The following is a 17,001-nucleotide window of genomic DNA, read 5'->3' as shown; positions in this document are numbered from 1 at the left end:
TAAAGGTGCAGCGCTACTCGACCGCTTCGGAGGTCTCCAGCCAGCGCTGCTCGACCTCGTCCTTCTCCGCCTGCACGGTCTTCAGCTGAGCGTTCAGCTCCATCAGCTTCGCCGGGTCGGTCGCCGCTTCGAGCAGCCGCGCGTGCAGCTTCTGCTCCTTGTCGTGCAACTGGTCCAGCTTGCGCTCGAGCCGGGACAGCTCCTTGCCGAGCGCGCGGACTTCGGCGGAGGACAGTTTCGGCTGGTCGTCGGCGGATCCCGGCGCCCGCTTGGTGGACTGCCGCTCCGGCACCGAGCTGAGGCGCCGCTTCAGGTACTCCTCGATGCCGCCGGGCAGGTGCGTGATGCGCCCGTCGCCGAACAGCCCGTACACCGCGTCGCAGACCCGTTCCACCAGGTACCGGTCGTGCGAGACGACCACCATGGTGCCCGGCCACGAGTCGAGCAGGTCTTCCAGCTGCTGCAGGGTGTCGATGTCCAGGTCGTTCGTCGGCTCGTCGAGCAGCAGCACGTTCGGCTCGGCCATCAGCAGGCGCACCAGCTGCAACCGGCGCCGCTCGCCGCCGGAGAGGTCTTCGACCGGCGTCCACTGCCGCGCCGGCGGGAAGCCCAGCTTCTCGGCCAGTTGCGACGCGGACAGCTCGTGCTTGCCCAGCACCACGCGCCCGGCGATCTCTTCGACCGCCTCCAGCACGCGCAGGTGCCCCGGCAGGTCTTCCAGCTCCTGGGTCAGGTGCGCCAGGCGGACCGTCTTGCCTTCGATCCGGCGCCCGTCCGCCAGCGGGACCTCGCCGCCCAGCGCCTTGAGCAGCGTGGTCTTGCCGGAGCCGTTCACCCCGACCAGGCCGATCCGGTCACCCGGGCCGATGCGCCAGGTCACGTTGTCCAGCAAGGCTTTCTCGCCCGCGGTCAGGGTCACGTCCTCCAGCTCGACGACCGTCTTGCCCAGTCGCCGCCTGGCGAAGCTCATCAGCTCGACGGAATCCCGCGGCGGTGGCACGTCGGAGATCAGCGCCTCGGCGGCTTCGATCCGGTAGCGCGGCTTGGACGTGCGTGCCTTCGCACCGCGTTGCAGCCACGCGAGTTCCTTGCGCGCCAGGTTCTGCCGCTTCTCCTCCATCGTCGCGGCCAGCCGCGCGCGTTCGGCCCGCGCGAAAACCCAGTCCGCGTAACCACCTTCGTACTGCTCGACCCGTCCGCCGACGACCTCCCAGGTCTGCCCGCACACGGTGTCGAGGAACCAGCGGTCGTGGGTGACCACCACCAGCGCGACCCGGCGCGCCAGCAGGTGGTCGGCCAGCCAGTGCACGCCTTCGATGTCGAGGTGGTTGGTCGGCTCGTCGAGCACCACCAGGTCCAGCTCGCCGACCAGCGCGGCGGCCAGCGCCACCCGGCGCCGTTCACCGCCGGACAGCGTGGCCGTCGGGTTGTCCAGGCCCAGCCCGATGATCCCCAGACCCTCCACAATGGACCGGACACGGGCGTCGGCGGCCCATTCGTGCTCGGCGCCATAGGCGGCCAGCGCGGCTTCGCGCACGGTTTCGCCGATCAGCTCGGTGCGCTGGGTGACCACGGCCATGCGCAGCCCGCGCACCTGGCTGACCCGGCCGCTGTCCGGCCCGGCGATGCCGGTGAGCACTTCGAGCAGGGTGGTCTTGCCGCCGCCGTTGAGGCCGACGACGCCGATGCGCTCGCCCTCACCGACCCCGAGCGAGACGTTGTCCAGCAACGGGCGGACGCCGTAGGACTTGGAGACCGATTCGAGGTTGACCAGGTTGACCATTACGCGTGCACCTGCGGGGGAACGGGACGGTGGTCGTTTTCGCCGCCGACCATCCGGGCGCCGGGCACCGGCCCGTGCGCGACCCGGACCGTGCGGCACACCCCGGCGCCGGACAGCTCGGCCGCCACTTCGAGCGCGGTTTCGGCGTCTTCGCAGAGGAAGGCGCAGGTCGGGCCTGAGCCGGAGACCGTGCCGGCCAGCGCACCGGCGTTCACCCCGGCGCGCAGCGTGCGGCGCAGCCCCGGGCGCAGTGAGACGGCGGCGGCCTGGAGGTCGTTGCCCAGCAGGAGAGCCAGCTGCCGCGGATCGCCGGACGCGAGCGCCTCGACCACCGGCGCGTGCGAACCGATCCGCGGTGGATCGCCCTCCTCGCGCAGCCGGTCGAGTTCGGCGAAGACCCTCGGGGTGGACAGGCCCTTCTGGTCGAAGGCGAGCACCCAGTGGAAGGTGTGCCGCGAAAGCACCGGCACCAGGCGCTCGCCGCGGCCGGTGCCGAGCGCGGTGCCGCCGTAGAGCGCGAACGGCACGTCGCTGCCCAGTTTCGCGGCGATGTCGGCGAGTTCGTCGCGGGTGATCTCCAGCTTCCACAGCGAGGCCAGGCCGACCAGGGTGGCGGCCGCGTCGGCACTGCCCCCGGCCATGCCGCCGGCCACCGGGATGCCCTTGCGCAGCACCACCCGGACCTTGGACTCGCTCTCGGCGCGGCCGACGTGCGCGGCCAGCGCCTGCACCGCGCGCCACGCCAGGTTGTTGGCCCCGGTGGGCACGGACTTCTCGCCCTCGCCGTACACCTCGACACCGGGATCGTCGGTGACCGCCACGGTCACCTCGTCGGCCAGCGACAACGCCTGGAACACGGTCACCAACTCGTGGTAACCGTCTTCGCGCAGGTCACCGACCGCCAGGTGCAGGTTGATCTTCGACGGCACCCGGACGGTGACTGGAGGCGGAACGACAGCGAGCACGGCCCAAGCCTACGTGGCGGCAAAAAAGCCGTGAGTGCACCGGCCCGTTCCGGCCCCGGGCACTCACGACTCCGGCCGGCTCAGGCGGCGACGCCCTGCGGACCGCTGACCGGGTGGGTGACGTGGGCGCCGCGCTCGGCGATCCACGCCAGCGCGCCGTCGGCCTGCTCCCCGCGCAGGCCGATGCGGAAGCGGCCGACCGGGGTGTCACCGATCCGGGTCAGGCCGCCGCCGATGGTGGCGATGTCGATGCCGAACCGGGTCGCCGCCTCGGGCAGCAGCGCGCCGACCGAAGCGAAGCCGATCAGCACCACGTCGACCGAGCGGTCGTAGCGGGCGGACTGCGCGCGGGTGGTCTCGATGGCGGGCAGCAGCGCCTGCGCGGTGCGGCTCGACGGGTCGACCAGCAGGGAGAGGACGTTGCCGTTCTCCACCACCTTGCCGTCCTCGAGCACCGCGACGTCGTCGCAGATGCGGCGGACGACACCGGCGTCCGGCGTGGTGACGAGCACGGTCAAGCCCAGCTCGGCACGGGCCCGGTCGAGCGCGGTGAGCACGCCGGCGGCGTCCTCGACCCCGAGCCCGGCGGTCGGGTCGTCGGCGAGCAGCACGGAGGGCGAGGTGGCCAGTGCCTTCGCCACGGCCACCCGGCGGCGCTGCCCCGGGTTCAGCTCGGCGGGGTGCTGGCCGCCGCGCTGGGTCAGGCCGACGAGGTCGAGCAGGGTGCCGACGCGGGTGCGGCGGCGCGGGCCGTCGACCCCGAGCTGCTCCAGCGGCGAGGCCACGTTCCCGGCGACGGTGCGTTCGGGCTGCAGCGCGGCCCGGCCGTCGACGATGCCGACCTGGCGGCGGATCTCCCGCAGGCGGCGGCCGTCGAGCGTGCCGGTGTTGAGACCGTCGAGGCGGACGACCCCGCGGTCGGGGCGCTCCTGCAGCGCGACGCAGCGGGTCAGGGTGGACTTGCCGGAGCCGGCCGGGCCGACCACGCCGTAGAGCGAGCCGGCGTTGATGTCGAAGTTGACGTCCCGCAGGGCCAGGACGGGCGCGGAGTCGCCGGGGAAGGACTTGGTCAGATTTTCGAGCGTGATCACGTGAATGCTCCAACAGCTGGGCGCGAACGAGCGCCGAGGCACTAAGGAAGCACCGCCGGAATTGTCGACGACGGTGTGAGCGGAGACCGGAAAGCGGCGAAGTGGTTACTAGGTCAGACGTTGGAGCGTCGACACGCACTTACCGTGCGGCGACCTTCATCCACTACTCGGCGCCGGGTCAGCATTCGCGACCGATACACAGGATCCTCCATCGGTCCTGGCGTTAGCACCTGCCCTTGCGGGTGGTTGCTGCGACTTCAGCGAGCCAGGCCTCTCAGTCGCTCCGGATGGACGCACAAGGAGTACACCCGATCCGGCTCACGGAAAGCAAGTCCGTGGTCGGAGATCACACGAACAGCGGCGTCAACCCTCGTTTTCCGCGGCGGCGGCGATCCTGGCGAAGTCGTCGACGGTGAGCTGCTCACCTCGGGTGCGCGGGTCGACACCGGCCGCGGTCAGCAACTCCCCCGCGCGCTCGGCGGAGCCGGCCCACCCGGCCAGCGCCGCGCGCAGGGTCTTGCGCCGCTGCGAGAAGGCGGCGTCCACCACGGCGAAGACGGTCTTCCGCTCGGCGGGACGAGTGGTCTGGACCCGTTCGAAGCCGACCAGCGCGGAGTCGACGTTGGGCACCGGCCAGAACACCGCGCGCGGCACCGCGGCGACCTTCCTGGCGCGGCCGTACCAGGCGAGCTTGACGCTGGGCACGCCGTAGATCCGGCTGCCAGGGCCGGCGGCCATGCGGTCGGCCACCTCGGTCTGGACCATCACCAGGCCGCGGCGCAGGCTCGGGAGTCCGGCGAGCAGCTGCAGCACGACGGGCACGGCGACGTTGTAGGGCAGGTTCGCGACGAGCGTGGTGGGCTCGCCCACGTGGTTCTCGTCGATCTTGAGCGCGTCGGCTTCGACGACGTTCAGGTTCGCGGCGTGCTCGGGCTTCGCGTGCGCGGCGACGGTGTCCGGCAGCCGCTTGGCGAGCACCGGATCGATCTCGACGGCGACCACGCGCGCGCCGGTGGCGAGCAGGCCCAGCGTCAGCGACCCGAGACCGGGGCCGACTTCGAGCACGAGGTCGTCCTCGGTGACCGCCCCCAGCTCGACGATCCGGCGGACGGTGTTGGGGTCGTGCACGAAGTTCTGGCCGAGCTTCTTGGTCGGCCGCACGTCCAGCTCGGCCGCCAGGCCGCGGATCTCGGCGGGGCCGAGTAGCCCGGCAGGTTTGGTCACGGGTCGTGAGTCTAGGCGTCCGTGGTTGGTTGGGCGGGTGGGGCTTGGGCGGGATGGGGTCGGGGGCGGGGTCACCCCGGCGCTTGATTGTGACTACGGCGGGGGTTCTGTTGTCAAGGCGGGAAAGCGTGCCTTGACAACAGAATCCCCGCCGTGTTTGGGCTTTGGATCGGGGTGAGGGGGTGGACTGGGCGCTCCCTGGAGGTTGGGCGCCCGGGTTCGGCTTGGGGAGGGGGCTGGGCGCTCCCTGGAGGTTGGGCGCCCGGGTTCGGCTTGGGGAGGGGGCTGGGCGCTCCCTGGAGGTTGGGCGCCCGGGTTCGGCTTGGGGAGGGGGCTGGGCGCTCCCTGGAGGTTGGGCGCCCGGGTTCGGCTTGGGGAGGGGGCTGGGCGCTCCCTGGAGGTTGGGCGCCCGGGTTCGGCTTGGGGAGGGGGCTGGGCGCTCCCTGGAGGTTGGGCGCCCGGGTTCGGCTTGGGGAGGGGGCTGGGCGCTCCCTGGAGGTTGGGCGCCCGGGTTCGGCTTGGGGAGGGGGCTGGGCGCTCCCTGGAGGTTGGGCGCCCGGGTTCGGCTTGGGGAGGGGGCTGGGCGCTCCCTGGAGGTTGGGCGCCCGGGTTCGGCTTGGGAGCGGATGCCCCTGGGCTTGTAGCGCGGGCCCGGCTGGGTGGTCGCGATGCGCGGCGCCTGAGTGTGGGATTCGGCTGCCTGAGTGTGGGATTCGGGTGCCTGAGTGTGAGGTTCGGGTGCCTGAACGTGGGGTTCGGCTGCGGGCGTTGGGTGCCGGGGGCTCGGCTTGGGGAGGGGGCTGCTTCGGGGGGGGTGGCTGCCTGGGTTCGGCTGGGTGGGGTGCGTCGCGGGCGTTGGGTCCCGGAGGCTCAGCTGGGTAGCGGGATGCGCCCGGGGGTGCGGGCTTGGGCGGGGGCGGCTGGGCGCGCGGTGTCACGAATGTGGCTTTGGGGGCGGAATCGGCCCCCAAAGCCACATTCGTGACAGTGGAGCCGAGGGGGCGCATATGAAAGTGGCTTCCCTTGTTGGAGGGAAGCCACGGTCAACGGAGCGGAGTGGAGCGGGGGTGCGTCAGAGACCCAGCTTCTTCGAGCAGTGCGGCCAGGCGCCGTAGCCGCCGCGGTCATCGCGGAGTTTGGTGGCGACGGCGATCTGCTGCTCCCGGGTCGCCTGGTGCGCCAGCGGGGCGTACTGCGTGCCGCCGTAGGCCTTCCAGGTGCTGGCGTTGAACTGCAGGCCGCCGTAGTAGCCGTTGCCGGTGTTCGCGGCCCAGTTGCCGGTGGACTCGCACTGCGCGAGCTTGTCCCACACCGCACCACCGGAGACCGGCGGGACCGCGGCCTTCTTGGTGCCGACCCGGACCTTCTTCGGCTTGGCTTCCTTGGTGATCTCCTCGGAAAGCTTCTCCCGGGCGACTTCCTTGTCGTTCTCCTTCGTCACCCGGTAGGTGACGTTCTTCGAACCGGCTTCGCCCGCTTCCTCGACGACGGTCTTGCCCTTGTCGAGGGTGTCGTCCTTGATCTCCTCGACCGGCGGCGGGATCTCTTCGTTCTCGTTGATCACCGACACGCCGGTGCGGCTGACGTGCACCTCGGCGCCGTCGGTCAGCTTGTAGTCCATGCCGCCGTCGACCCTGTCCTCCGGGCCGATCGTCAGCTGGAGCTCGCCGAAGAACTCCTTCGCGGTCACCGCGTTGGTCTGGACCTGACGCGGGTCGCTGCCACCGTCGTAGAGCGTGACGTTCTTCAGCGTCTTGATCTCGAGGGTCATGCCCTCGAGCGGGATCTGCCCGTCGCCGGGGGCCGACATCCAGGTGCCGGCCTTGCTCGCCTCGGCGAGGCCGAGCTGGGTCAGCGCCTCGGAAACCGTGGTGGCACGCACCCACGACTCGCGCGGGGTGCCGTCGACCATGAGGTTCAGCTGGCGGCCGCGCTCCAGGGTGATGACGGTGTCGTCGGCGACCGCGGCGTCCGGCGACGGCGAGATCGCGTCGTGCGCGCCGATCGAGTAGCCGGCGTCCTTGAGCACCTCGCCGACCGTGCCGCCGAAGGTGTTGACCGTCTGCTGCGCGCCGTCGACGTCGACCGTGACGCTCTTGTTCATCGCCATCGCGGCGGCGCCGCCACCGGTCAGGGTGAGCAGCACGGCGAGCACGGTGCCCTTGAGGAAGCGCTTCTTCCACGTCTTGACGGCCTTTACCACACCGGCCTCGACCGGCATCGGCTCGCCTTGGGCGACGCGGTCCTCGCTGATCTCGTCCGGGATCACGATCGGCGGGAGCATCGTGGTCTCGGCGTTGATCAGCCGGATCAGCTCGTCGACGTCAACGTTGGCCTCGGCCATCAACGCGTCGGCGTCGGGGCCGAGCACGGCGAGGACGTCGTGCTGGGTGACGTTGAGGTCGTCGGAGAAGTCGAGCTCGCCCTCGGGGTTGGGCCAGTCGAGCGTGCCGACACCCCCGCGGGAGGAGGCGAACGTGCTCATCGGGTTGTCCTGGCGCGAGTACTCGCGCCTGTAACCACCAGTCACTGGGTCGATCCCTTTCACAAAAAGGCCGTTGCCTTCATTTCGGCGCCGGAGCGCCAGTTATCCGGCTCCCGCAGTCAGCGCCATCCAAGTGGTCCCGGGCTTCGGGGGCCCGTTCGCACTTCCCCGACGTGCACTGACGTGACTGTGGGTGTCCCAGCGGCGACCCCTCTGCGGGTAACCGACCGGCACGATCACGGGACAGTAACGAAGACTCGGGGGTTGCGCAAACACCCCCCGCGATCTCGTGATCTGCATCACTCCTCGGATGGCCCAACAGGGCTGATCCTTTGTCGCAATGCGTCAAACCCTAAGTAACAGTGGGCAGTCGGAAGACCCGTTCGGCGGTCTGCCGCACGGCGTTCGAGATCGTTTCCACGGACTCTTCCCGCAGCTCAGCGAGGTAACGCACGGTGTAGGCCGTGCAGTAGGGCTCATTGGGCCTGCCCCGGTGGGGATGGGGGGTCAAAAATGGTGCATCCGTCTCGACCACGAATTGACCGAGTGGTGAGATCCGCGCCGCCTCGTGCAGTCCGCGCGCGTTCTTGAACGTCACCGTGCCGGCGAACGAGAGCACGTAACCCGCGTCGAGGCACCGGCGGGCGAACTCTCCGTCACCGGAGAAGCAGTGGAAGACCACCGTCTCCGGCGCGCCCTCCTCGGCGAGGATGCGGAACACGTCGTCGTGCGCGTCGCGGTCGTGGATCATCAGCGTCTTGCCGAGCCGCTTGGCGAGGTCGATGTGCCAGCGGAAGGCCTCCTGCTGGGCGTCGTGCGGCGAGTAGTCCCAGTAGTAGTCCAGCCCGGTCTCGCCGACCGCGACCACCCGCTCACCGCGGGCCAGTCGCTCCACTTCGGACCGTTCGGCCTCACCGAAGTCCTTGGTGCGCGTGGGGTGCACCGCGACCGCGGCGAACACGCGACTGTCCCATGTGGACGCTTCGGCGGCCCAGCGGGCGGCGGCGAGGTCGTCGGCGACGGTGACCAGGCGGGTCACCCCGGCGGCCTCGGCGCGGTCGGCCATGGCGGTCACGTCCGCCGCGGTGACCGCGCCGCAGGCGTCCATGTGCGTGTGCGCGTCGACCACCGGTGCCGGGAGCTTCTCCGGCACCGGTGGCAGCGTCTTCGGCACGGGGGACGCCCCCCGGACCCCCGAACCACTCTCGTCCTTCTTGCTCACGGCTCGATCGGCGCCCATTCGGGCCCGGTCTCGCCCAGCTTGGCGTCGAGCTTGGCGAACAGCGGCGACGGCTTGGCCAGCGGACGGCCCACCTCGATCGGCGCGGACGACCACTGCGCCTGCTCGGCGGCGTAGTCACCGGTCAGGATCGGGTTGGTCCGGCCGTCGATGTCGAGGTCCTCGACGTCCTGCAGTTCCGGCTGGGCCGCCCAGACCCCGGTGCCGCCGAGCGCCTCGTGCACCTTCTGCGCCGAGTGCGGCAGGAACGGGGTCAGCATGGTGTTGGCGTCGGAAACCACCTGGAGCGCGGTGTGCAGCACGCTGTCGCGCCGCGCGGTGTCCTCCTTGAGCTTCCACGGCTCCTGGTCGGACAGGTACTTGTTCGCCGCCGAGACCACCTTCATCGCCTCGCCCAGCGCCATCTTGAACCGCGAGCGCCCGAGGTGGGCGCCGACGGTCTCGAAGGCCTGGCGCGACAGCGCCTTCAGCTCCTCGTCGGCCGCGGTCGGCGCGGACGGCGCGGGCACGCCGCCGTTGTTCTTGTGCGCCATCGAGATCGACCGGTTGACCAGGTTGCCCCACTCGTTGGCCAGCTCGAAGTTGGTGCGCCGGACGAACTCGTCCCAGGTGAACGCGGTGTCCTGGGTCTCGGGGCCGGCCGCGGCGATGAAGTACCGCAGCGTGTCCGGGCCGTATTCGCGCAGGAAGTCGTTGACGTAGATGACCGTGCCGCGCGAGGTGGAGAACTTCGAGCCGCTCATGGTGAGGAACTCGCTGGAGACGATCTCGCTCGGCAGGTTCAGCTCGCCGTACGGGCCCGGCTCGCCGCCCTTGTCGCCATGGCCGTTGTGCCCCATCAGCAGCGCGGGCCAGATCTGGGCGTGGAAGGTGATGTTGTCCTTGCCCATGAAGTAGTACGACCGGGCGTCCGGGTTGGTCCACCACTGCTGCCAGGCGTCCGGGTCACCGGAGCGCCGCGCCCACTCGACGCTGGCCGAGAAGTAGCCGATGACCGCGTCGAACCAGACGTAGAACCGCTTCATCGGCTGGTCGCGCCAGCCGTCGAGCGGGATCTTCACGCCCCAGTCCAGGTCGCGGGTGATCGGGCGCGGCCGCATGTCGTCGACCAGGTTCTTGGTGAAGTTGAGGACGTTCGGCCGCCAGTCGGTCTTGGTGGACAGCCACTTGCCCAGTGTCTGGGTGAACGCGGGCAGGTCGAGGAAGTAGTGCTCGGTCTCGACGAACTTCGGCGTCTCGCCGTTGATCCGGGACTTCGGGTTGATCAGCTCGGCGGCGTCCAGCTGGTTGCCGCAGTTGTCGCACTGGTCGCCGCGTGCGCCGTCGTAGCCGCAGATCGGGCAGGTGCCCTCGACGTAGCGGTCGGGCAGGGTGCGCCCGGTGGACGGGCTGATCGCGCCGCGGGTGGTCTTCGGCACCACGTAGCCGTTGCGGTGCAGGGCCAGGAAGATCTGCTGGGTGACCGCGGCGTGGTTGCCGGTGCTGGTGCGGGTGAACAGGTCGTAGGTCAGGCCGAGGCCGCGCAGGTCCTCACCGATTTGGCGGGTGTACTTGTCCGCGGTCTGCTGCGAGGTCAGGCCTTCCTTGTCGGCCTGCACGGTGATCGGCGTGCCGTGCTCGTCGGTGCCGGAGACCATGAGCACCCGGTTGCCGGCCATTCGCTGGTAGCGGGAGAAGACGTCGGACGGGACGCCGAAGCCGGACACGTGGCCGATGTGGCGGGGGCCGTTGGCGTAGGGCCAGGCCACCGCGGTCAACACAGGGGTGCTCATACCCGATTAGCCTACGGAAGCTGTCACATGCGTTTTGTCCTGGGAGGCTCGTTGTCCGCGACCCGCTTGCTGGTGCTCGGCGTGCTGCGGATCAGCGGACGGGCCCACGGCTACCAGGTGCGGCGGGAACTGCTGGGCTGGCGCGCGGACAAGTGGGCCAACGTGCAGCCGGGGTCGATCTACCACGCGCTGAAGAAGATGGCCGCGGAACAGCTGCTGGAAGAGGTCAGCACGGAGGCAGGTCGCGGGCCGGACCGCACGGCCTACCAGCTCACCGCCGAGGGCGAGCAGGAGTTCTTCCACCTGCTCTCCGGCGCGCTGTCCGACGCCGACGACGCCGGGCCGCTGCTGTCCGCGGGCATCGCGCTGATGCCGATGCTGCCCCGCCGCCGGGCGATCGAGCTGCTCAAACTGATGGAGGTCCGGCTCGACGGCGCGATCGCGGAGATCCTGCAGACCGCGGTGCACGCGCACGAGTGGGGGCACCCGCCGCACGTGGTGCGGATGTACCGGCTGTGGGGCGGGCAGACCGAGACCACGCGCGCCTGGGTGCACGACCTGGTCGCCGCGCTGGAGGCCGGGGAGTACCGGATGGCCGACGACGATCCGCCCACGTTTCCCGTTCCCGGTAATCACGTTTGACCTGCTGGCGATAGGTAGGGAAACATGCCGGGCGCAGCACTAGTCAAACTTGATTACCGAGAGGGGATTCCATGATCACCGCACGCGGCCTCGCCAGGCGGTTCACCGCCCGTGGCCGCACGGTCGACGCGGTCAGGGGCGTCGACATCGACGTGGCCGAGGGGGAACTCGTCGGCTTCCTCGGGCCCAACGGCGCCGGGAAGACCACCACGCTCCGGATGCTGACCACGCTGCTCAAGCCGACCTCCGGGCAGGCCACCGTCGGCGGCTGCGACCTGCTGGCCGACCCGCTCGGCGTGCGCCGCCGCATCGGCTACGTCGCCCAGGCCGGGGGCACCTGGCAGGACTGCAAGGTCATCGAAGAGATCGAGATCCAGGGCAGGCTCTACGGGCTGACCAAGGCCGAGTCGCTGGCCCGCGGCGCCGAACTGTCCGAGCAGCTCGACCTGTCCGGCCTGGACCAGCGCCAGACCAAGACGCTTTCCGGCGGCCAGCGCCGCCGCCTCGACATCGTGCTCGGCCTGATCCACCGGCCCGGCCTGGTCTTCCTCGACGAGCCGACCACCGCGCTCGACCCGCAGAGCCGGGCGAACCTGTGGGAGCACATCCGCTCGCTGCGCACCGAGCACGGCGTGACCGTCTTCCTCACCACGCACTACCTGGACGAGGCCGACTCGCTGTGCGACCGGATCCTGGTCATCGACAACGGCGAGATCGCCGCCGAGGGCACCCCCGACTCGCTCAAGGCCGGCGTCTCCGGCGACGGCGTGACCATCGGGGTGCCGCTGGAGTCGACCGGCGCCGCCGCCGAAATCGCCGGCAAGCTGACCGGCGCGCACGAGGTGTCCATTGTGGAGGACACCGTGCGGTTCCGGGTGCCGCGCGGGGACGTGGCCATGCCCGAGTTGCTGCGCGCGCTGGACGCCGCCGGCATCGCGATGGAGTCGATGCAGGTGCACCGGCCCACGCTCGACGACGTGTTCCTCACCCTGACCGGCCGTTCCCTGCGTGACGCGGAAGCCGCCACCCCGACCCCGGAGGCCGCTCGTGTTCCGTGACATCTGGCTGATCTTCAAGCGGGACATGACGCTGTCCCTGCGCAACCCGGCGTGGGTGCTGATCGGCATCATGCAGCCGCTGCTCTACCTGTTCTTCTTCGGCCCGCTGATGGAGAAGGTGGTCCAGAACACGCCGGGCTTCCCGCCGGGCAACTCCTGGGCGGTGCTCACCCCGGCGATCATGGTGCAGACCGCGTTGTTCGGCACCTCCTTCGCCGGCTTCGGCCTGCTCGCCGAATACCGCGCCGGGGTCACCGAGCGGTTCCGGGTGACGCCGATCAGCCGCGCCGCGCTGCTGTTCGGCAAGCTGTTCGCGGCCAGTTTCCAGGCGGTCGTGCAGGCGCTGCTGATCATCGTGGTGGCGTTCCTGGTGTTCCCCTTGGACGCTCCGGTGGCCGGGGTGCTGCTGAGCCTGGTGATCGTGGCACTGCTGGCGATCACGCTGGGCTCGGCGTCCTACGCGGTGGCGCTGATGATCAAGAGCGAGACGGCGTTCCCGGCGTTGTTGAACGCGGTGCTGATGCCGTTGCTGCTGCTGTCCGGCATCCTCGTGCCGATCACCACCGGGCTGGCGCCTTCGTGGCTGTACAACCTCTCGCGCATCAACCCGTTCTCCCATGTGGTCGACGCCGAACGCGCCGCCTTCCGCGGCGACATCACGATGGACGCGTTGTTCACCGGGTGCCTGGCGCTGGTGGTGATGGCCGTGCTGAGCGTGTTCTGGGGTGTGCGCACGTTCCAGAAGGAGAACTCCTGACGGTCCGGGTTTTTCGGACACGCTGGTCCGCTGAGGCCACCATATGTGCTGATCGCACGTATGGTGGCCTTTCACCCACCTCGGGGGAGGAGGCGGATTGCGCGAACCCGAGCCCGAACGCGGGATCAACCTGTCCCACCACGAAACCGTGGACGACTGGCGGACCGTGCGCGCGCACGGAGTCCTGTTCTCCAGCGTGACGATCACGGAAAGCACGAACTGGAGCGATTCAGCGGCGATCCGCAACGTGCGGGCCGCGCAGACGGCCGGACTGCACACCGGCGCCCGCCATTTCGCGCGCCCCGGTTCGGTGCACGAACAGGTGACGCACTTCCAGCGCACCGCGAGTCCACTCGGGGTGTTCGCGCCGGGATCGCTGGCGCCCTCACTGGATGTGCGCGCGCCCGGCATCAGCGACCGGTTCATCAAGTCGTGGATCCGCGGGATCCGGCACGCGGCGAACATCAAGCGGGTGCTGGTCTACGCCGGTTACGAGCAGTGGCTGCACGAACTGCACCCGGACAAGTGGGCCGACTCCGAAGTGGTGCTCTGGCTGGCGCGGCACAACGGCATCCCCGGCCGTCCCGGCTGGTTCCACTCGCGACTCGGTGTGCACCAGCACGGCAGCGGTGACGACGCACCGGGCTTCCACGGCGAGATCGGTTACGACGCCGTGGTGTATCCCTTCGTCCTGTCGGACCTACTCCTGTAATCGCGTCCGCATCAGGTAGACGTTGTACGGCCCCCACTGGGAAATCAGGTAGTAGATCTCGTCGCCGTCGAGCGCCCACGGGTGCAGGTAGCCGCCGTAGAGCGCGGGCCGGTCCTGTCCGGACACCACGATCTGACCGTCCGACCACGGACCTTCGAGGCGATCGGCCGTGCGCAGGACGATCGCCGCCCGGCGCTCGTCGAGGTGCAGCGCCAGCCAGCATCCGAAGTGGACGCTGTATTCCACGGACAGCTCCCCCACCGGCCCCGGGAGCACCGGCGCGGCGGCGAACTCGTCGCGGCCCCAGCCGTCGCCGGTCCAGTACCGGTAGGCCGCGGGTTCGAGCACCGACGCCGGATCGACGCGCGCCAGGTAGGCCGGGCCGAAGCGGCCGTTGGTGGTGCCGAACAGGTACACGTGCTGCTCGTCGCGGGCGAACGAGCCGATCTGGAACGGGTGGTCGCCCTCGGCGCGGTTGATCCAGCGGGCCCGGCGCGGCTGCTCCCAGGTGGCGCCCCCGTCGGCGGAGACCGCGATGCCGGCGTAGTTGGTGTGCCACTGGCCCGGTGGTCCCCAGGCGCGCACGGACATGTACTGCACGTACTGCTTGCCGTCGACCGCGATACCGGCGTTGGGGATGATCGTCACCTCGTCGCGGCGGCCTGCCGAGGCGAGCACCTGCGCGGCCGAGCCGTCGGCCCTGGCGACCACGCCCTCCAGCACGAGCCCGTGCCGCAGGTCGCGTTCGGACGAATGGGCCAGCACGTTGCACCGCCAGTCGGCTTCCGGCGGCCCGGCGCCGTCTCCGCCCCAGCCCTGGCCGTAGGTGTCACCGAAGAGCACCAGCACGCGCCCGTCCCCGGCGTCCCAGAGGATGCCGAGGTCGGTGGCGTGGATGCCGAACCGCTCGTCGGTGCGGTTCGCCGTGCCCGCGCCGGTGATCTGGGCCACTTGGCTGGTTTCCAGTACTCGGACCATGCCCCGACGGTAGGTCACAATGGCCGCCATGCGGTTGGTGCGCGGAGCGTTGCACTCGACGGTGGCGCCCGAAGCGGCGCTGTCGCTGCTCGACGCGCGCGCCCGCACCCTCGGCCTGCCGCCGCCCGCGGCGTTGTCGGGTGAGTGGTTCGGCTCGCGGGCAGTGCTCGCGCCCAGCGTGGCGATCGGCGAGGTGGCCGACGCGTATTCACTGCCGCTCGACGAGGTCGACGACCTGGTTCCCGGCGCGATCGGCGGCGGCTGGTTCGGCTATCTCTCCTACGACCTGACCGATCCCAGTGAACGGCGGACCCCGCTGCCGCGCGCCGCCTGGGGCTGGGCGGATCACGTGCTGCGACTGGACAATGACGGCCAGTGGTGGTTCGAAGCTCTGGTCGACGGCGATGAACCCCACGAGTTGCGGCGGGAACTCGAAGCGACGCTGAACGGGGTGCCACCCCGGCTCGGCTGGACGGCGGCGGAACTGAACCGGCCCCTGCCCACCGAACACCAAGACGCGGTGAAGGCCTGCGTGCACGCCATCGAAGCCGGGGAGTTGTTCCAGGCGAACATCTGCACGCGGTTCTCGACCACGTTCGAAGGCAGCGCGAGCGCGTTGTTCGGCGAGGGCGTGCGGCGGTTGCACCCGCGGCGGGCCGCGTTCCTCAGCGGCGACTGGGGTGCGGTCGTCTCGCTGTCCCCGGAACTGTTCCTCGCCCGGCACGGCGACCTCGTGCGGTCGGTGCCGATCAAGGGCACGCTGCCGCGCCGCGGTCCCGGTGACGACCACCTCGCGGGCGAGCTGCGGCGGTCCGAAAAGGACGTCGCGGAGAACGTGATGATCACCGATCTGGTGCGCAACGACCTCGGCCGGGTGTGCGCGGTCGGCAGCGTCCGGGTGCCCGAACTGCTCGCCGTCCGCCCGGCGCCCGGCGTCTGGCACCTGGAGTCCACTGTGGAGGGACGAATGGTGACCGGGGACGCCGGGCTGCTCGCGGCCACCTTCCCGCCCGGCTCGGTGACCGGCGCGCCGAAGATCCGCGCGCTCGACCTGATCGCCGAGCTCGAGCCCGTGCCCCGCGGGGTCTACACCGGCGCGATGGGCCTGGTGTCCCCGGTGGCCGGGCTCGAGCTGAACGTCGCGATCCGCACGTTCGAGGTGCACGCGGGCACGCTGTGGCTGGGCGTCGGCGGTGGCATCACCGCCGACTCCGACCCGGAGCGCGAATGGCAGGAGTGCCTGCACAAGGCCGCGCCACTGGAACGGCTGCTGGCTACGCCCGGGGGTTGAGGACCAGCTTGCCGGTGGTCGCGCGGGAGCGGATGTCCTCGTGCGCCTTGCGTGCGTCGGCGAGGGCGTATTCGCCGCCCTTGATCGCCTTGACCTCGCCGCTCTTCGCCAGCTCGAACAGCTCGGCCAGGCCGCGCTCGAAGAGGTTGCCGGGCAGGCGCAGCGCGTGCGGCAGCCAGATGCCGGAGATGGTGGTCGAGTGGCCGAGCAGGTTGCGCAGCTCGACCGGCTTCGGCTGCTCGCGGCTGGCCATGCCGTAGAAGGCCAGCCGGCCGAACGGCGCCAGCGCGGCGATGCTCTCGTCGGTGATGCGGCCGCCGGTCATGTCGAGCACGATGTCCACCCGCTTGCCGCCGTTGGCCTCGCGCAGCACGTCGGTCATGTTCTCCGCGCGGGAGTCCACGACCACGTCGGCGCCCAGGTCGAGCGCCACCTTCCGCTTGTCCTCCGAGCTGGCCGTGGCGATCACCCGGCCGGCGCCCCACGCCTTCGCCAGCTGCACGGCGAGCGAGCCGACCCCACCGGCCGCCGCGTGCACGACCACCGATTCACCGGCCTCCAGGTGCGCGTTCTTGCGCAGCATCAGCCACGCGGTCATGCCCTGGACGATGAACGCGAGCGCGGCGTTGTCGTCCACGCCGTCCGGCACCTCGTAGGTGGTCGCCTCCGGGGCGACGGCCTTCTCCGCGTACCCGCCGGACTTGTGGAGCAGCGCGACCACGCGCCTGCCGTCCGGCGTGCGGCCGACGACCTCACCGCCGGGCACGAGCGGCAGCTCGGTGGGCGCGAGGTAGCTGTTCTCCGCCGCGTGCGTGTCGGCGTAGTTGACGCCGGCGTGGTCGACCTCGATCAGCACCTCACCGGGACCGGGCTCCGGATCCGGCAGCTCCACCAGCTTCAGGACCTCGGGTCCGCCGAACTCGGTCACCTGCACAGCACGCATTCCAGCCAGCCTTTCCCTCGTCGGATGAGACGATCCTACTGATCGTCTCATCATGAGACA

14 protein-coding genes and 1 riboswitch are annotated in these 17,001 nt (G+C 70.5%); of the genes, 5 read left to right on the top strand and 9 right to left on the bottom strand.

From position 1 onward, the window contains the following. Positions 1-13: 13 nt before the first annotated feature. From L3Q67_RS15510 to metG, 7 genes are all read right to left on the bottom strand, one after another. The gene (locus L3Q67_RS15510) at positions 14-1,783 is read right to left on the bottom strand and encodes an ABC-F family ATP-binding cassette domain-containing protein (RefSeq protein WP_499190166.1); all 1,770 of its coding nucleotides are present in this window, start codon (positions 1,781-1,783) and stop codon (positions 14-16) included. Further along, positions 1,783-2,748 (bottom strand): 4-(cytidine 5'-diphospho)-2-C-methyl-D-erythritol kinase, encoded by a 966-nt coding sequence (locus tag L3Q67_RS15505; protein ID WP_499190165.1) that lies wholly within the window; start codon positions 2,746-2,748, stop codon positions 1,783-1,785. Before L3Q67_RS15505 ends, L3Q67_RS15510 begins: the two co-directional genes overlap by 1 nt. An 80-nt stretch (positions 2,749-2,828) precedes the next feature. Next, positions 2,829-3,839 (bottom strand): methionine ABC transporter ATP-binding protein, encoded by a 1,011-nt coding sequence (locus L3Q67_RS15500; RefSeq protein WP_499190164.1) that lies wholly within the window; start codon positions 3,837-3,839, stop codon positions 2,829-2,831. Between the two features lie 205 nt (positions 3,840-4,044). Then, positions 4,045-4,133: riboswitch (SAM riboswitch) on the bottom strand. Between the two features lie 69 nt (positions 4,134-4,202). Then, positions 4,203-5,063, bottom strand: coding sequence for a ribosomal RNA small subunit methyltransferase A (gene rsmA, locus L3Q67_RS15495; protein ID WP_499190163.1), 861 nt, complete (start codon positions 5,061-5,063; stop codon positions 4,203-4,205). Between the two features lie 1,072 nt (positions 5,064-6,135). Continuing rightward, complete coding sequence (locus L3Q67_RS15490; RefSeq protein ID WP_499190162.1) at positions 6,136-7,548, bottom strand: resuscitation-promoting factor; 1,413 nt, start codon at positions 7,546-7,548, stop codon at positions 6,136-6,138. A gap of 352 nt (positions 7,549-7,900) precedes the next feature. After that, entirely contained in the window at positions 7,901-8,722 is an 822-nt protein-coding gene (locus L3Q67_RS15485) for a TatD family hydrolase (RefSeq protein ID WP_499190161.1), read from the bottom strand. 44 nt (positions 8,723-8,766) lie between these two features. Continuing rightward, positions 8,767-10,560: a methionine--tRNA ligase gene (gene metG / locus L3Q67_RS15480; RefSeq protein WP_499190160.1), complete on the bottom strand. Its 1,794-nt coding sequence runs from the start codon at positions 10,558-10,560 to the stop codon at positions 8,767-8,769. Between the two features lie 51 nt (positions 10,561-10,611). Here metG and L3Q67_RS15475 point away from each other — a divergent pair, with 51 nt between their 5' ends. The 4 genes from L3Q67_RS15475 (at position 10,612) to L3Q67_RS15460 (ending at position 13,729) form a co-directional block, all read left to right on the top strand. After that, a complete protein-coding gene (locus L3Q67_RS15475) occupies positions 10,612-11,202 on the top strand; it encodes a PadR family transcriptional regulator (RefSeq protein ID WP_499190159.1) in 591 nt (196 codons plus the stop codon). Between the two features lie 71 nt (positions 11,203-11,273). After that, on the top strand, positions 11,274-12,260 hold the full coding sequence (locus L3Q67_RS15470) for a DrrA family ABC transporter ATP-binding protein (RefSeq protein WP_499190158.1): 987 nt from the start codon (positions 11,274-11,276) through the stop codon (positions 12,258-12,260). Further along, complete coding sequence (locus tag L3Q67_RS15465) at positions 12,250-13,017, top strand: ABC transporter permease (protein WP_499190157.1); 768 nt, start codon at positions 12,250-12,252, stop codon at positions 13,015-13,017. Before L3Q67_RS15470 ends, L3Q67_RS15465 begins: the two co-directional genes overlap by 11 nt. A 97-nt stretch (positions 13,018-13,114) precedes the next feature. After that, entirely contained in the window at positions 13,115-13,729 is a 615-nt protein-coding gene (locus tag L3Q67_RS15460) for a glycoside hydrolase family 25 domain-containing protein (RefSeq protein WP_499190156.1), read from the top strand. Here L3Q67_RS15460 and L3Q67_RS15455 read toward each other — a convergent pair. Continuing rightward, a complete protein-coding gene (locus L3Q67_RS15455) occupies positions 13,718-14,707 on the bottom strand; it encodes a glycoside hydrolase family 183 protein (protein ID WP_499190155.1) in 990 nt (329 codons plus the stop codon). The two genes, L3Q67_RS15460 and L3Q67_RS15455, sit on opposite strands and share 12 nt — an antisense overlap. A gap of 28 nt (positions 14,708-14,735) precedes the next feature. Between L3Q67_RS15455 and L3Q67_RS15450 the strand changes: the two genes are divergently transcribed. Then, on the top strand, positions 14,736-15,998 hold the full coding sequence (locus L3Q67_RS15450) for an aminodeoxychorismate synthase component I (protein WP_499190154.1): 1,263 nt from the start codon (positions 14,736-14,738) through the stop codon (positions 15,996-15,998). Here L3Q67_RS15450 and L3Q67_RS15445 read toward each other — a convergent pair. Next, positions 15,982-16,941: a quinone oxidoreductase family protein gene (locus tag L3Q67_RS15445; protein WP_499190153.1), complete on the bottom strand. Its 960-nt coding sequence runs from the start codon at positions 16,939-16,941 to the stop codon at positions 15,982-15,984. The genes L3Q67_RS15450 and L3Q67_RS15445 overlap by 17 nt on opposite strands. Positions 16,942-17,001: the final 60 nt, after the last annotated feature.

It is taken from the genome of Saccharothrix sp. AJ9571, from assembly GCF_021725495.1.
GTDB lineage: Bacteria > Actinomycetota > Actinomycetes > Mycobacteriales > Pseudonocardiaceae > Amycolatopsis > Amycolatopsis magusensis.
This window is presented reverse-complemented; position numbering and strand designations above follow the sequence as displayed.